At 64.0% G+C, this 16,102-nt stretch carries 15 protein-coding genes and 1 pseudogene; all 16 read left to right on the forward strand.

Annotated features, from left to right (window positions below; genetic code table 11):
• Positions 1-423 (forward strand): annotated as a pseudogene (locus tag HBN63_RS04065) (hypothetical protein); the annotation flags it as partial.
• Entirely contained in the window at positions 420-2,090 is a 1,671-nt protein-coding gene (locus HBN63_RS04070; RefSeq protein WP_170048497.1) for an acyl-CoA synthetase family protein, read from the forward strand. The pseudogene HBN63_RS04065 and the gene HBN63_RS04070, both read left to right, overlap by 4 nt.
• Positions 2,083-2,817, forward strand: coding sequence for a glycosyltransferase family 2 protein (locus HBN63_RS04075; protein WP_170048498.1), 735 nt, complete (start codon positions 2,083-2,085; stop codon positions 2,815-2,817). The genes HBN63_RS04070 and HBN63_RS04075 overlap by 8 nt, the downstream gene beginning before the upstream one ends.
• Complete coding sequence (locus HBN63_RS04080) at positions 2,814-3,749, forward strand: glycosyl transferase (RefSeq protein WP_160085733.1); 936 nt, start codon at positions 2,814-2,816, stop codon at positions 3,747-3,749. Before HBN63_RS04075 ends, HBN63_RS04080 begins: the two co-directional genes overlap by 4 nt.
• A complete protein-coding gene (locus HBN63_RS04085; RefSeq protein ID WP_170048499.1) occupies positions 3,730-5,271 on the forward strand; it encodes an aromatic amino acid ammonia-lyase in 1,542 nt (513 codons plus the stop codon). The genes HBN63_RS04080 and HBN63_RS04085 overlap by 20 nt, the downstream gene beginning before the upstream one ends.
• Positions 5,264-5,689 (forward strand): acyl-CoA thioesterase, encoded by a 426-nt coding sequence (locus tag HBN63_RS04090; protein WP_170048500.1) that lies wholly within the window; start codon positions 5,264-5,266, stop codon positions 5,687-5,689. Before HBN63_RS04085 ends, HBN63_RS04090 begins: the two co-directional genes overlap by 8 nt.
• The gene (locus tag HBN63_RS04095; RefSeq protein WP_170048501.1) at positions 5,686-6,279 is read left to right on the forward strand and encodes an outer membrane lipoprotein carrier protein LolA; all 594 of its coding nucleotides are present in this window, start codon (positions 5,686-5,688) and stop codon (positions 6,277-6,279) included. The genes HBN63_RS04090 and HBN63_RS04095 overlap by 4 nt, the downstream gene beginning before the upstream one ends.
• A complete protein-coding gene (locus HBN63_RS04100) occupies positions 6,269-8,611 on the forward strand; it encodes a hypothetical protein (protein WP_170048502.1) in 2,343 nt (780 codons plus the stop codon). Before HBN63_RS04095 ends, HBN63_RS04100 begins: the two co-directional genes overlap by 11 nt.
• Positions 8,608-9,759: a sodium:proton antiporter gene (locus HBN63_RS04105; protein ID WP_170048503.1), complete on the forward strand. Its 1,152-nt coding sequence runs from the start codon at positions 8,608-8,610 to the stop codon at positions 9,757-9,759. The genes HBN63_RS04100 and HBN63_RS04105 overlap by 4 nt, the downstream gene beginning before the upstream one ends.
• Entirely contained in the window at positions 9,746-10,990 is a 1,245-nt protein-coding gene (locus HBN63_RS04110; RefSeq protein WP_170048504.1) for an NAD(P)/FAD-dependent oxidoreductase, read from the forward strand. The genes HBN63_RS04105 and HBN63_RS04110 overlap by 14 nt, the downstream gene beginning before the upstream one ends.
• Before the next feature lie 153 nt (positions 10,991-11,143).
• On the forward strand, positions 11,144-11,881 hold the full coding sequence (locus tag HBN63_RS04115) for a class I SAM-dependent methyltransferase (RefSeq protein WP_170048505.1): 738 nt from the start codon (positions 11,144-11,146) through the stop codon (positions 11,879-11,881).
• Positions 11,878-12,378, forward strand: a complete 501-nt coding sequence (locus tag HBN63_RS04120) for a DUF3261 domain-containing protein (RefSeq protein WP_170048506.1) — start codon at positions 11,878-11,880, stop codon at positions 12,376-12,378. Before HBN63_RS04115 ends, HBN63_RS04120 begins: the two co-directional genes overlap by 4 nt.
• Positions 12,378-13,613 carry a beta-ketoacyl-[acyl-carrier-protein] synthase family protein gene (locus HBN63_RS04125; protein WP_170048507.1) on the forward strand — a complete coding sequence of 412 codons (1,236 nt, stop codon included), beginning with the start codon at positions 12,378-12,380 and terminating at the stop codon, positions 13,611-13,613. Before HBN63_RS04120 ends, HBN63_RS04125 begins: the two co-directional genes overlap by 1 nt.
• Positions 13,610-14,074, forward strand: a complete 465-nt coding sequence (locus HBN63_RS04130; RefSeq protein ID WP_170048508.1) for a hotdog family protein — start codon at positions 13,610-13,612, stop codon at positions 14,072-14,074. Before HBN63_RS04125 ends, HBN63_RS04130 begins: the two co-directional genes overlap by 4 nt.
• Positions 14,071-14,799 (forward strand): 3-oxoacyl-ACP reductase FabG, encoded by a 729-nt coding sequence (gene fabG / locus HBN63_RS04135; protein ID WP_170048509.1) that lies wholly within the window; start codon positions 14,071-14,073, stop codon positions 14,797-14,799. Before HBN63_RS04130 ends, fabG begins: the two co-directional genes overlap by 4 nt.
• Positions 14,799-16,034: a beta-ketoacyl-ACP synthase gene (locus HBN63_RS04140; protein WP_170048510.1), complete on the forward strand. Its 1,236-nt coding sequence runs from the start codon at positions 14,799-14,801 to the stop codon at positions 16,032-16,034. Before fabG ends, HBN63_RS04140 begins: the two co-directional genes overlap by 1 nt.
• Positions 16,035-16,102: the final 68 nt, after the last annotated feature.

Below are 16,102 nucleotides of genomic sequence, written 5' to 3' on the forward strand. Positions count from 1 at the left end.
TTGCGGGTCTGTTTGCGCTTACCGGCATACTCGGCGTCGGCGAAGGTCATCTGCTTCATTGGAAAACTCGGCGGGTGGAATCCGGGCATTTTGCCAAAATCAGGAAGTCTTCTTCAGAGTTTCCTTAACGGCCTGCTGCTGGCGCTGTTCGGCCTTAGCCTGAAGTTCGGCCCACCGCTGATCGAGCGCCTGGCGCGCCTGACCGAGCCGCAGTTGCCGGAGGTTGCCGTGCGCTACACGCGGACTGTTACCCAGGTCTGGGCCGGGTTCTTCCTGGCCAACGGTCTGGTGGTGGTGGCGCTGAATATCTGGGCACCGCTGAGCTGGTGGACGCTGTATACCGGGCTGATTGCCTACGGCCTGATGGGCCTGCTGTTTGCGGGTGAGTGGCTGGTGCGCCAGCGTGTTAGGAGACATGAATGAACTGGCTGTCCCTCGAGCACCTGCTGCTCGACGCCCACCCCGGTCGCGCAGTAAGCGCGGACCTGGATCACCCCCAGCTGCGCCAGCATGCCCTGCAATTGGCGGCTGAGCTGCAAGGCCGTGGCGTAAAACGCCTGGCGCTGTACCTCGACGATGCCGGTGAACTGGCCATCGCCCTGCTGGCCGCCTGGCGCGCCGGGATTGCTGTGCTGTTGCCAGCCGATGCGCAGCCGCAGACCCGCCAACGTATGAGTACGCAGTGCGACCTGTGGCTGGACAATCTTGATGGCCTTCTTAACGCCGACAGCGCTGCGCTGCAGCCAGCCCCACTCGATCTCGACCAGTGCCAGCTGACCCTGTGCACATCCGGCTCCAGCGGCGAAGCCAAGCTGATCGACAAACCCCTGCGCCAGCTGGCCAATGAAGTGACCGCCCTGGAGCAACTGTGGGGCGCGCAACTGGGCAACGCGACCATTCTTGGCAGCGTCGCCACCCAGCATATCTACGGCCTGCTGTTTCGCGTGCTCTGGCCGCTGTGCGCCGGCCGCGTGTTTCTGCGCCGTGCCCAGCCGTTCCCCGAAGACTTGCAACGCGAAAGCCTGGCCAGCGGCAGCGATTTCGCCTGGGTCGCCAGTCCGGCTTTGCTCAAGCGCATGGGCGACAACCTCAATTGGCCAGCGCTAAGTGCAGTGCGCCAGGTGTTCTCCTCCGGTGGCGCGCTACCAGCGGAAACTGCTGCCGAACTGCAGCACCTGCTTGGCCAATGGCCCACGGAAATCTACGGCAGTTCGGAAACCGGCGGCATCGCCTGGCGCCAGGGTGGCGAGCTGTGGACGCCATTCGCCGGCGTCGAACTGGGACAGAACGCCGAAGGTGCGCTGCACCTGACCTCCCCCTACCTGCCCGTCGGCCATCGCGAACAGACCGCCGATGCGGTGGAACTGCAGGCCGACGGCCGCTTTGCCCTGCGCGGCCGCCTGGATCGGATTATCAAACTGGAAGAAAAGCGTATCTCCCTGCCCATGCTCGAACAGGCACTGAGCAGCCACGAATGGCTCAGCGATGCGCGCCTCGGCGTATTGCAGGAAGGCCGTGCCTACCTCGGCGCCCTAGTAGCCTTGAACCCAGCCGGCCTGCATGCGCTGCGCAATGAAGGGCGCAAGACCGTCACCGAAACCCTGCGTCGCCACCTGGCCGGTCATTGCGAAGCCATCGCCCTGCCCCGCCGTTGGCGCCTGCTCGCGCAGCTGCCCTATAACAGTCAGGGCAAGCTGGCCCAGGCCACCGTCGAAGCAATGCTGGCCGAGCCACGGCCAACCCAGGTGGAACCACTGTCGGCCGTGGAGCAGGACGGTGAATGGCAATTGGAGCTGGTGGTGCCGCTGGACCTGGCGCACTTCAGCGGTCACTTCCCGAAAACGCCAGTACTGCCAGGCGTGGTGCAAGTCGATTGGGCGCAGCAACTGGCGCGTCAGTTGATCAAGGACCTGCCACCACGCTTCAGCGGCATGGAAGTGCTGAAATTTCAGCAACTGGTGCGCCCGGGAGATCGCTTACAGCTGAGCCTGCGTTTCGACGCCGCGCGCGGCAAGCTGTACTTCGCCTTCCGCAACGGCGAGGCCGCCTGCTCCTCAGGGCGAATTCTGCTGGGAGCTGCCAGTGCATAACCCCTGTGCGGTGATCCCGGTCTATAACCACGAACACGCGCTGCCCGTGGTGGTCGCCGCGCTGCACGCGGCCGGCCTGCCCTGCGTGCTGGTAGACGATGCCTCCAGCCCAGCCTGCGCGGCGGTGATAGATCAGCTGGCCGTTCAGCCTGACACTCACCTAGTACGGCTGGCGGTGAATCAGGGCAAGGGCGGCGCGGTAATGGCCGGCCTGCGTGAAGCGGCGCGACTGGGTTTCAGTCATGCACTGCAGGTGGATGCTGACGGCCAGCATGACCTCAGTGATCTGCCGCGCTTCATCGACGCCTCGCAAGCCGCTCCTGCGGCGCTGATCTGCGGTTACCCGCAGTACGACGAGAGCGTGCCAAAAGGCCGCCTCTACGCGCGCTACCTGACCCACGTCTGGGTGTGGATCAACACCCTGTCGCTAAGCATCCGCGACTCCATGTGCGGCTTTCGCGTGTACCCGCTGCCGGCCACCTTGGCACTGATTGATTCGGTAACCCTGGGCAAGCGCATGGACTTTGACACCGAAGTACTGGTACGCCTGGCCTGGCGCAATCAGCCGATGCAGTGGTTGCCGACCCAGGTGCATTACCCGCTGGACGGCCTTTCGCACTTTCGCCTGTGGCACGACAACGCGCTGATCTCGAAGATGCACGCCAAGCTGTTCTTCGGCATGTTACTGCGCGCCCCGCAGATCCTCTGGCACAGGTGGCGCGGATGAGCCAGCCACACTGGGCCGGGCAACGTGAGCGCGGCAGCTTTATCCTGATGAAATTCACCGCTTGGCTGGCGCGCCTGCTCGGCCGCCGGCTGATCAGCCCGCTGCTGTACCTGATCGTGCTGTATTTCTACCTGTTCGGCGCCGAAGCGCGACGCAGCATTTATCAATACCAGCGCAACCTGGCCACCTGGAGCGGACGCCGCGAACTGCAACCCAGCCGCCTGTCGGTGCTGCGTCACTTTATGAGTTTCACCGACACCCTGCTGGACAAGCTCGACGTGTGGAACGGCAAGCTCGGCCTGGAACAGGTAACCCTGATCGACCCAAGCAACGCCTGCACCCAGCTGCGCCAGGAAGGCCGTGGACAAATGCTGGTGGCCGCACACCTGGGCAACCTCGAAGTCTGCCGCGCCCTGGCCGAACTCGGCGAGCAGGTGACGATGAACGTGTTGGTGCACACCAAACATGCCGAACAGTTCAACCGCCTGCTCGGTGAGGCCGGGGCCACGCACTTGCGGCTGATTCAAGTCAGCGAGCTGGATGCGGCAATCATGCTGCAATTGTCCGAGCGCCTGGAGCGCGGCGAATGGCTGGCAATTGCCGGTGACCGCGTACCGCTCACCGGGAGCCGCACAGTTAACGTGAACTTCCTCGGCAAGCCCGCCGCGTTCCCACAAGGCCCGTGGCTGCTGGCCGGGCTGCTGCAATGCCCAGTCAATCTGATTCACTGCCTGAAAATCGATAACCGTTACCAGGTGATCATTGAGCCCTTCGCCGAGCGCCTGCAGTGGAAGCGCAGCGAGCGGGACGCGGTGATCCGCCACTGGACCCAGCGCTACGCCGACCAGCTCGCGCAACGCTGTCTGGATGCGCCCCTGCAATGGTTCAATTTCTACCCGTTCTGGAATGAAGATGACGACACATCAGCCTGATCCCATCGTGTTTGGCGAGCGCCCCCTGAGCATCGAGCAGGTTGTCGCCCTGGCCAGCCGCAGCGCAGCGGCGCAGCTGCAAAGCGATGCCGCCTACCGTGAAAAAATCGCCAAGGGCGCGCGTTTCCTCGACAGCCTGCTGGACAAGGAAGGCGTGATTTACGGCGTCACCACCGGCTACGGCGACTCCTGCGTAGTGGCCGTGCCGCTGCACCAGGTCGAAGCGTTGCCGCGTCACCTTTACACCTTCCACGGCTGTGGCCTCGGCAAGCTGCTCGATGAGCCTGCCACCCGTGCCGTCCTGGCTGCACGTTTGCAGTCGCTGTGTCAGGGCGTTTCCGGCGTGCGCGTGGAGCTGCTCGAACGCCTGCAGGCGTTTCTCGAATTTGATGTGCTGCCGCTGATTCCGGAAGAAGGCTCGGTGGGCGCCAGCGGCGACCTCACGCCGCTGTCCTATGTCGCCGCCACCCTCAGCGGTGAACGCGACGTGATGTTCAAAGGTGAGCGCCGCAGCGCCGCCGATGTGCATAAGGAACTCGGCTGGACGCCGCTGACCCTGCGCCCGAAAGAAGCCCTGGCGCTGATGAACGGCACCGCCGTGATGACCGCCTTGGCCTGCCAGGCCTATTCGCGCGCCGATTACCTGCTCAAGCTGGCCACCCGTATCACCGCACTTAACGTGGTGGCGCTGGAGGGCAATCCGGAACACTTCGACGAGCGCCTGTTCGCCGCCAAGCCGCACCCGGGGCAGATGCAAGTCGCCGCCTGGCTGCGCCAGGATCTGGCCATCGACGCGCCGACCGCGCCACTGCACCGCCTGCAGGATCGCTACTCGCTGCGCTGTGCGCCGCACGTACTGGGTGTGCTGGCCGACAGCCTGGGTCTGCTGCGCCAGTTCATCGAAACCGAACTGAACAGCGCCAACGACAACCCGCTGATCGACGCCGAGGCCGAGCGTGTGCTGCACGGCGGGCACTTCTACGGTGGGCATATCGCCTTCGCCATGGACAGCCTGAAAAACCTGGTGGGCAACGTCGCCGACCTGCTTGATCGGCAACTCGCGCTGCTGGTCGACACCCGCTACAACCACGGCCTGCCGAGCAATCTGTCCGGCGCACCGAGCGTCAGCGCGATGATCAACCACGGCTTCAAGGCCGTACAGATCGGCACCAGCGCCTGGACCGCCGAAGCCCTGAAAAACACCATGCCGGCCAGCGTGTTCTCGCGGTCCACCGAGTGCCACAACCAGGACAAGGTGAGCATGGGCACCATCGCCGCCCGCGACGCCCTGCGCAGCCTGGAGCTGACCGAGCAGGTCGCCGCCGCCACCTTGCTGGCCGCCAACCAAGGCGTGTGGCTGCGCCAGCGCGACGGCAAGAACGACATCCCCGCGCCGATCGCCGCCATGCGTGAACAGCTGGCCGTGGACTTCCACCCGGTGATCGAAGACCGCGCCCTGGAAGCCGAACTGCGCCTGTGCCTGGCGCGCATCCGCGCGCAGCATTGGAGGCTCTATGCGTAGCAAGGGCGTATTGCAGGCGGAAATCGAACTGCAGGTGCCGTTCTTCGACGTCGACATGATGGAAGTGGTCTGGCACGGCCACTACGTCAAATACTTCGAAGAAGCGCGCTGCGCCCTGCTCGACAAGCTCGGCCACAACTACATACAGATGCGCGCCGCCGGCTACGCCTGGCCGGTGATCGACCTGCAGCTGCGCTATATCCGTGGCGCGCAGTTTGGTCAGAAGATCATCGTGCGCGCCGATCTGGTGGAATGGGAAAACCGTCTGAAGATCAACTACCTGATCACCGATGCCGCAACCGGCGAGCGCATGACCCGTGGCAGCAGCGTGCAGGTGGCGGTGGAAATCGCCACCCGCGAGATGCAGTTCGCTTCGCCCAAGGTGCTGATCGACGCCGTTGCAAAGGTGCTGGCGTGAAACGCCTGCTGGCAGGCCTCGGCTTCTGGCTGCTGAGCCAGAATGCGCTGGCCTTCGACCTCGACCAGCTCAGCGCCCAGCTGGCCGAGCCTGCTGTGGTGCGCGGCCCGCTGATTCAGGAGAAGCACCTGCGCGCCCTGCCGCAGCCACTGACCAGTCGCGGTCAGTTTGTGTTGAGCCGTGACCTCGGCCTGCTCTGGCGGCTGCAAAGCCCGCTCAAGCAGGATTACCGCATCGACAGCCAGGGCATCGCCAAACGTACGCCAAGCGGCTGGCAACAGCAGCCCGGCCAGGATGTCGCCGCCCAGCAGAGCCGGCTGTTTCTCGCCGTGCTCAAGGGCGACCACAGCGGCCTGGCGCGGGATTTCGAGTTGCAACTAAGCGGCACAGCTGACGCCTGGCAACTGCGCCTGGTGCCGAACTCGGTGTTGCTCAAGCAGATTTTTAGCCGCATCCAGATCGACGGCGGCGCGCTGGTGCAGCGCATCGAGCTGCATGAAACCCAGGGCGACCACAGCGTGCTGCGCTTACCCGAGAGCCAGGCCGGCGATGCACTAAGTGAGCAGGAGCGGCGCGACTTTGCTCAGTGAACGCTGGCTGCCGCGCGGCTTTCTGCTGCTGCTCGCCGCCCTACTGGCGCTCGCCGCCTGGCAATGGCGCAACGGCCCGCCCGTGGCTGCGGATATGCTCGCGTTGTTGCCGGCCGGCAATGGCGATGAACTTGTGCAGCAGGCTGAACAGCGTATGCAGGAGCCGCTCAATCGGGACCTGTTGCTGCTAATCGGTCACCCGCAGCGCGACCAGGCGATTGCCCTGGTACAGCAGGTGGGCAAGCAGTGGCGCGGCAGCGGGCGCTTCGCTCAGGTGCAGTGGAGCGTCGACAACGACCTCGCGGCGCTGCGCGACTACCTGCGCAGCAACCGCCTGAGCCTGCTGCCGACGGCAGATCGCCAGCTGTTGCTGGAGCAGCCGCAACAACTGATCGAACAACGCGCCGCCCAGCTATTCGACACCTTCGCCGGTTTCAGCCTGCTGCCCATCGAGCAGGATTGGCTGGGCCTGGGCTTACGCGCGCAACAGGCGCTGAATCCCGGCAGCCGTATCCAGGCCGACCTGAGCAGCGGCGCACTGCTGCTGGAAGAACCTGGCATGACCTGGGCCCTGCTGCGTGCCAGCGCCCAGGGCAGCGCCTTCGATATGCAGGAACCGCCGCTGATAGCCGCCCAGGTCGCCGCTACCCGCACCCAGATCGAAACCGCCGGCGGCCAACTGCTGGCAGCGGGCGGCGTGTTGTACGCAGCCGCTGGACAAGCCAAGGCGACCCGCGAGATCAGCCTGATTGGCGGCGGCGCCACCCTCGGCACCCTGCTGTTGTTGTTGCTGGCCTTCCGCCGCGTGCGGGTGCTGGTCAGCCTGTTGCCGATTGGTATGGCGCTGTTGGCCGGCTGTACCGCCTGCGTATTGGTATTCGGCCAGATCAACGCGCTGACTCTGGTACTGGGGGCCAGCCTGGTCGGGGTCGCCGCCGACTACCCGCAACACTATTTAAGTAAAAGCTGGAGCAACGCCGAGGGCAGCGAAGGCTGGAGCAGCTGGGGCGCCCTGCGCGCCACCTTGCCAGGCCTGAGCCTGAGCCTGGGCACCAACCTGATCGGCTATCTGGCGCTGGCCTTTACCCCTTTTCCAGCGCTGACCCAGGTCGCACTGTTCTCCGCCGCCGGGCTGATTGCCGCCTACCTCTGTTCGGTATGCCTGCTGCCAGCCTGGCTACGCGGCCTGCAGCTAAGCCCGTCGCCGCAACTGCTGAGCCTTAGCCAACGCCTGCTGGCCGGCCGGGTACGCCTGCTGGCCAAGATCGGCAGCGCGCCGCTGCTGGCGTTGCTACTGCTGTTTTGTGCAGGTGGGCTGTGGCAGCTGCATACACAAAATGACCTGCGCCAGTGGCTGGGCCAGGAGCCGCAACTGTTGGCCGAGGCCCAGCGTATCGCCGAGCTGACCGGGCAACAGCCCACCAGCCAGTTCTTTCTGGTGCGCGCAGCGAATCCGCAGCAATTGCTGGAACGCCAGGCCGCGTTGAGTCAGCGTCTGGATCAGGCAGTGCAAAACGGCCAGCTGCGTGACTACCGCGCCCTCAGCCAACTGGTCGCCCCTGACAGTCAGTTGCAGGAATTGCGCGCTGCGCTGGGCGCACTGCCGCAGCACTGGCAACCGCTGCTCGACCTGGGCATCCCGCCGGCCGCGCTGCATAACGAATTACTGGAGCTGCAACAGAACAACCAGGCCAGCCTTGAACAAGCCCTGGCCAGCCCCCTGGGCGAGGCCTGGCGCCCGCTATGGCTCGGAGCTAATACCGAGGGTGTGGCCGGACTGGTCAGCCTGCAAGGGCTGAGCAACAGTGCCGAGCTCAAACCGCTGATCGAGGACATGCCAGGGGTGCAACTGGTGGACCGGATCAGCGAACTCAACGCACTGTTCAGCGCCACCCAACTTAGCGCCGCCGAATTAAAGTTCATCTCCAGCGTGGCGATCCTCTTGCTGTTGTGCCTGCCCTTCGGCCTCGGCGGCGCGTTGCGGGTGGTCTGCCTGCCGCTGCTGGCGGCACTGGCGGCATTGGCCTGTCTCGGCTGGTTGGGCCAGCCGCTAACGCTGTTCAGCCTGTTCGGCCTGCTGTTGATCACCGCCATCGGCGTCGATTACGCCATTCTGATGCGCGAGAACATCGGCGGCCCGGCGGTCAGTCTGCTCGGCACCCTGCTCTCGGCGCTGACCAGCTGGCTGTCGTTCGGCCTGCTGCTGATCAGCGACACTCCGGCGATTGCCAACTTCGGTTTGGCAATCAGTCTCGGTCTGCTGTTCTGCTTTCTGCTCGCACCCTGGGCGGGCACCCGGCCAGCCACCGATAAGCAGGCGCAGACGCTATGAGCATCGCCCTGGCCTGGCTGGCATTGCTCGCGCTATTTGCCCTGGTGACCTGGCTGGGCAAACGCCTGCGCTTGATCCCGATTGTCAGCCAGTTGCTGCTGGCCACTCTGGGCCTGCCGCTGCTGATGCTGTGGACCACGCCGCTGGGCTTCGGCGCCAGCGAGCTGCTTGCCCCGGTGTGGCTGGAGCCCTTGTATGGCGTAGCCTTCTGTCTGTTGCTCGGGCATATACTCAGTGATGTGGTTGATCTGCAACTGGAACCGGGCAGCCTGCAGATTGCCCTGCCGAGTTTCTTTGTGCCGTTCTTCTGCGGCCTGGCCTGCGCGGTTTGGCTGCTGCCGGAGCAAGGCTTGCTGGCCGATATTGCCGTGGGCCTGCTGTTTGCACTGACCGCCATTCCGGTACTGTTTCTCTATCTGCAGCACCTCGGTTATCCAGTGGGTAAGATCCGCCAGCTGCTGCAGGCGGCGATCATCATGGATTTACTGTGCTGGCTGATCTTCGGCCTTGCCCAGGGCAGCAGCGACCCTGCCACCCTGCTCTGGCCGCTGCTGGCCGCCAGCCTGCCGCTACTGTTAAAGCTGCTGCCGTTGCGCTCCGCGCTCCTCAATGGCAGCTGCTTTCTCACCCTGTTGCTGGTGATGCAGCAACTGCACCTGAATGCCCTGGTGTTCGGCATTGCCTACCTGCTGCTGCTCACCGCCCTGCGCATGCCCTTACGCCTGCCACTGCCCGCCGGAGTGCAGCGCTGGCTGCAAACCTGGCTGGCGGTGCCGCTGATTCTGGCCTTCGGCTTGCTGCAGATCGACTGGCAGGAGGCCTGGCTGGGGTATTCTGCCTGGCAGTTTACGGCGCTGTTGCTGCTGCCGATCATCAGCAAACTGGCCGGTAACTGGCTGGGCCTGAGCTGGGCCGCTGGGCAGCGGCGCGCCTATGCGGGGCAGTGGCGCGAAAGCCTGCTGTTGAATACCCGCGGCCTGACTGAAATCATCTTTCTCAATCTGCTGCTGCAACAGCAGATAATCAGCCCGGCACTGTATTTCGCCCTGATGCTGATGGGCCTGATCTCGACCCTGTTACCGGCCCTGGCCGGTGCTTACCCACACGCCGCCACGCATGAGGCCAGAAGCCGCTATGAAGTCTCTTGAAGTCGAACAACGCCAAGTCGTAGTGATAGGTGCCGGCCCGTCCGGAGCGATTGCCGGGGCGCTGCTCAAGCGCAACGGCCATGACGTGTTAGTGCTGGAGCGCCAGCGCTTCCCACGCTTCTCGATTGGCGAAAGCCTGCTGTCGCATTGTCTGGACTTCGTCGAGGAAGCCGGGATGCTCGACGCCGTACGTGCGGCGGGCTTTCAGACCAAGCATGGCGCGGCCTTTGGCTGGGGTGAGCGTTACACCGAGTTCGATTTCCGCGACACCTTCACCAAGGGTCAGGGCTCGACCTATCAGGTGCTGCGTGCCGACTTCGACAAGCTACTGGCCGATCAGGCCGAGCTACAGGGTGTGGAAATCCGTTATGAAGAGGAAATCTTCGCCGTCGATTTCAGCGGCGACTGCCCGCGCCTCTCGGTACGTCGCCTCGCCGATGGCCACGAATACCAGGTGGAATGCGCATTCGTCCTCGACGGCAGCGGCTACGGCCGCGTGCTGCCGCGCCTGCTCGACCTCGACACGCCGTCGAACTTCCCGGTGCGCCAGGCGGTATTTACCCACGTCGAGGACCGCAGCGAAGGTACCGATTTCGACCGCGAGAAGATCCTGATCACCACCCACCCGACCCTGCGCGATGTGTGGTTCTGGACCATCCCGTTTAGCAACGGCCGCTGCTCGGTCGGTGTGGTGGCCGATGCCACCCGCTATCAGGGCCGCCCGGAAGATCTGGACGCCTGCCTCAAGCAATTTATCGAAGAGACCCCCAGCCTGCACAAGGTACTGAAGAATGCCGTGTGGGACACCCCGGCGCGCACCATCGGCGGCTACTCAGCCAACGTGAAAACCCTGCACGGTCCAGGCTTTGCCCTGCTCGGCAACGCGGCGGAGTTCCTCGACCCGGTGTTCAGCTCCGGGGTGACCATCGCCATGCGTTCGGCGAGCATGGCCGCTGGCCTGTTGCACCGCCAGCTCAGCGGCGAGACGGTGGACTGGGAGCAGGACTTTGCCATCCCGCTCAAGCGCGGCGTCGACACCTTCCGCGTGTATGTCGAAGGCTGGTACGACGGCAGCTTCCAGGACGTGATCTATTTCGAGAAGGCGCAGCCGGAAATCCGCCGGATGATCAGCTCGATCCTCGCAGGCTACGCCTGGGACGCGAAAAACCCCTATGTCGCCGAACCGCGCCGCCGCCTGCGGGTGCTGGCCGAACTCTGCGCCAATAACTGAGAACCTATTACGATCAGCTGCGCGTCGGCCCTACTGCGTTAAAAACAGGCTCGGAATGCTCATTTACAGCAGTAAACTCCGCTTCCTCGCCTGTTTTCGCCTTGTATGGCTCTAGCTCGCAAGCTCGTAAAGAGGTTCAACTAAGGACAGTCGATGCCCGAAGCCACCCCTGCTTCACCCACCTACGTCGAGGAAACCCGCTTCGGCTTCTGGTTCTTGCAGAGCCACGTCTGGCAGCACCATGTGCTGCGCGTGGCGATCAATGACCTGCGCGGCCTGTTCGCCGGCCCGCTGCCAGAAGCACCGGTGCTGCTGGATGCCGGCTGCGGCCAGGGCAAATCCTTCGGCCTGCTCGAGGAGGCGTTTGCGCCTGCACGGATAATCGGTCTGGATGCCGACCCGAACAGCCTCGACTGCTCGCGTGCCGAGGCGGAGCGCCTGGGCCTAGATGTGCAATTGATCGCCAGCGACTGCGCCGCGATCGACCTGCCGGATGCCAGCGTCGACCTGCTGTTCTGTCACCAGACCTTCCACCACCTGGTCGAGCAGGAACAGGCCCTGGCCGAATTCTGGCGCGTGCTTAAGCCGGGCGGGCGCTTGCTGTTCGCCGAATCCACTCAGTTCTATATCGATACCTGGGTGATCCGCTGGCTGTTCCGCCACCCGATGCATGTGCAGAAAAGCGCCGAAGGCTATCTGGCTATGTTGCGCGACCAGGGCTTCGAATTTGTCGCCGACAACATCTCCTATCCCTATCTATGGTGGAGTCGCTCCAAGGACTTCGGCTTGCTGGAGCGCTGGGGGCTGATGAAACCCAAGCCGGCCGGCCAACGCAATGAAACCCTGGTCAATGTGGTGGCGCGCAAGCCGCTGGAGGCAACTCCGGCATGAGACGCCTTGTCCTACTCGGCCTAGGCCTGCTACTCAGCGCCTGCGCCGCTCACACGCCGCTGCCGCTAAGCGCGCCGACCTTTGGTGCGCCACTGCCCGCCGCGCTGCGCGTCGAACGCCAGCAAGGCGCGGATCAGCAGACCTGGTGGCTGGTGGTGCAGGCCGAACAATCGGCATTGCGCTGGTCGCTGTTCGATCCACTCGGCGTGCCCCTGGCGCGGCAGTTGCTGGAGAATGGCCAGTGGCGCGCCGATGGCCTGCTGCCGCCCAATAGCGAGGCCCAGGAGCTGTTCGCCGCCCTGCTGTTCGCCCTCACCCCGATCGACAAGCTGCCCGCCAGCTATGCGCCCGACACCTGGCAGCAACTGGCCGACGGTCAGCGCCGGCTTGATCCGCACTGGCTGATCGACTACCACGCGCCGCTGGATTTCACCCTGAGCCAGGGCCAGGTACTGAGTTACCGGGTCTATGCCCTCGCCGACGAAGAGATTCCCTGATGCCGGTCTACCTCAACGCACTAGGCCTTAACTGCGCCCTCGGCCAAGGCAAGCAGGCGGTGGCGACAGCACTGTTTGCCGGCAATAGCAGCGGCATGCAGGCGCAAACCGGCTGGGTAGCCGAGCGCGCGCTGACCGTAGGTGCCGTGCCGGGGAGCCTGCCTGATTTACCCGATTTGCCGGGCCATCCGCCGAGCCGCAATAACCAGCTGCTGCTGGCTGCCGCGCTGGAAATCGAGCCAGAACTGCGCGCCGCTATCAGCCGTTTCGGCGCCGAGCGTATCGCCGTGGTACTCGGCACCAGCACCTCGGGCATTGAGGAAGCCAGCCAGAGCATCGCCACCTATCTCAAAGAGGGCGAGTTGCCGGCGCATTATCACTATGCGCAACAGGAGCTGGCTGAACCGGCGAATTTTCTCAGTGACTGGCTGGGTCTGAGCGGGCCGTGCTTTAGCATTTCCACCGCCTGTACCTCGGGCGCGCGGGCGCTGCTGAGCGCTCAGCGTCTGCTGAACCTCGGGGTGTGCGATGCGGTGATCTGCGGCGGCGTGGACAGCTTGTGTCGCCTGACGCTGAATGGTTTTACCGCCCTGGAAGCGGTCTCGGCAGAGCGCTGCAATCCGTTTTCCGTCAATCGCCATGGCATTAATATCGGCGAAGCGGCGGCGCTGTTCTTAATGACCAGAGAGCCGCTAAGCGGCGCAGCCCGGCGTGCCGTACCAATCACCCTGCTCGGCGGCGGCGCTTGCTCAGATGCTCACCATATTTCCGCACCGCAGCCCGATGGCCTTGGTGCCCAGGCGGCCATGCGCAAAGCACTGGCGGCAACCGGGATCCGCGCTGATCAGGTCGATTACCTGAACCTGCATGGCACCGCCACCACACACAATGACGCAATGGAAAGCCAGGCGGTGCAGGCTATCTTCCCCCATGGTGTGCCCTGCTCATCGAGCAAGTCCATGGTCGGCCACACCCTTGGCGCGGCTGGGGCACTGGAAGCGGCTTTCTGCTGGCTGACCCTGAGCGAATACAACCCGGATCAGCTACTCCCCCCGCACCTGTGGGATGGCCAAGCTGACCCGGCCTTGCCGGCACTGAATCTGGTCCAGCCCGGAACCCGCCTGAGCAACAACCGCCCACGCCGACTGATGAGCAACTCCTTCGCCTTTGGCGGCAACAATATCAGCCTGCTCTTGGGTGAAGAGCACGGCGAAACGCCAGGAGAACATCCATGAGCCAATGGCCAATCGCCGAACTGATTCCCCACGCCGCGGACATGATCCTGATCGATCAGGTGCTGCGCTTTGGCGATGAGGACATCGAAACCCAGCTGACCATCCGCAACGGCGGCCTGTTCAACCTGGAGGACGGCAGCCTGCCGGCCTGGGTCGGCATCGAGCTGATGGCGCAGAGCATCGCCGCCTACGCTGGCTGCCAGGCACGCCTGCGCGGCGAGCCGGTGGAGCTGGGCTTTCTGCTTGGCACGCGCAAGTACGAATGCAATGTCGAGCGCTTCCCGGCCGGAGCCGAGCTGCATATCCATGCCAGCCGCTCGCTGCAGGATGACAACGGCATGGGCGTGTTCGAATGCCAGCTGCGCGGTCCCGGCATCGAGGCCCTGGCGCGGCTTAACGTATTCCGGCCACCTCAGGTGGCCAGCTATCTTCAAGAAGACTTTCAGGAACAACAGCCATGAGCGAAACCATTCTGGTAACCGGCTCCAGCCGTGGCATCGGCCGGGCGATTGCCTTGCGCCTGGCCAAAAGCGGCTATGACATCGTGCTGCATTGCCGCGCCCGCCGCGAGGAAGCCGAAGCGGTGCAGGCGCAGATCATCGAAATGGGCCAGCAGGCGCGCATCCTGCAATTCGACGTGTCCGACCGCGCTGCCTGCCGCACGGCGCTGGAGGCCGATGTCGAACAGCACGGCGCGTATTACGGCGTGGTGTGTAATGCAGGGTTGACCCGCGACGGCGCTTTCCCGGCGCTGAGCGAGGACGACTGGGACATCGTGATGCGCACCAACCTGGACGGTTTCTATAACGTGCTGCACCCGCTGACCATGCCCATGGTGCGGCGGCGCAAGGCCGGGCGTATCGTCTGCATCACCTCGGTGTCCGGGCTGATTGGCAACCGCGGCCAGGTCAACTACAGCGCCTCCAAGGCCGGCATCATCGGCGCGGCCAAGGCCTTGGCCATCGAGCTGGGCAAGCGCAAGATCACGGTCAACTGCGTCGCACCCGGGCTGATCGATACCGAAATCCTCGATGCCGATGTGCCAGTTGAGGAAATTCTCAAGATGGTCCCCGCGCAGCGCATGGGCACCCCGGAAGAAGTGGCCGGCGCGGTGAATTTTCTGATGTCCGAGGAGGCGGCCTACATTACCCGCCAGGTCCTCGCGGTGAATGGTGGGTTGTGCTGATGAGCGGATGCAAACGGGTGGTAGTCACCGGCATGGCCGGCGTGACCTCGCTGGGCAGCGACTGGCCGACGATTGAAGCGAACTTCAGGGCCGGTAAGAGCGGCATCCGCTATATGCACGAGTGGGACCGTTTCAGCGAGCTGAACACCCGCCTCGGCGGCCCGGTGGATGACTTTGTGCAGCCCAAGCACTGGAATCGCAAACAGACCCGCAGCATGGGCCGCGTCTCCAAACTGGTGGTATACGCCGCCGAACGTGCGCTGGAACACGCTGGCCTGCTCGGCGACGAACGCATTCAAGACGGTCGGATGGGCGTGGCCTGCGGCTCGTCCACCGGCAGCACCGACGAGATCAAGGCGTTCGGCAATATGCTGCTCAACTCGGTGGCCGACGGCCTGAATGCCAACTCCTACATCCGCATGATGCCGCACACCACGGCGGCCAATATCAGCATTTTCTTCGGCCTCAAGGGTCGTCTGATCCCCACCTCCAGCGCCTGTACCAGCGGCAGCCAGGGCATCGGCTATGCCTATGAAGCGATCAAGTTCGGCCGCCTGCCGATGATGCTCGCCGGCGGCGCCGAGGAACTCTGCCCCACCGAAGCCATGGTCTTCGACGCGCTCTACGCCACCAGCCTGAAAAACGATGCACCGCACACCTCGCCGCGTCCCTACGACAGTGGCCGCGATGGTCTGGTGATCGGTGAAGGCGCCGGCATTCTGGTACTCGAAGAACTGGAGCACGCCTTGGCCCGTGGTGCGACCATCCATGCAGAAATCGTCGGCTTTGGCTGCAACTCAGACGGCCAGCACGCTACCAAACCGGTGCAGGCGACTATGCGCGGAGCAATGGAGCTGGCGCTGCAGGATGCCGGTTTACAACCCTCCGCCATCGGTTACGTCAACGGCCACGGCACTGCCACCGACCAGGGTGATGTCGCGGAAACCCTGGCGACCCAGGAACTGTTCGGCAGCCAGATGCCGATCAGCTCGCAGAAGAGCTACTTCGGCCACACCCTGGGCGCCTGTGGCGCGCTGGAGTCCTGGTTCAGTATCGAAATGATGAACTCAGACAGCTATGTGCCGACCCTGAATCTGGATGCGGTCGATCCGGCCTGCGGCGAACTGGACTACCTGCGCGGTGAGTTCCGCCAGATGAGCCACCAGTACGTGATGAACAACAACTTCGCTTTTGGCGGAGTGAATACGTCGCTGATCTTCAAACGCTGGAGCTAAAAAGCAGCTGGATTACACTGGCTACGGCAGCAACCTCTTTTTGCGCAACCCAAAGCAGTTCCCAGAAA

Source organism: Pseudomonas sp. WS 5011 (assembly GCF_012985775.1).
In the GTDB taxonomy this organism is placed as follows: domain Bacteria; phylum Pseudomonadota; class Gammaproteobacteria; order Pseudomonadales; family Pseudomonadaceae; genus Aquipseudomonas; species Aquipseudomonas peli.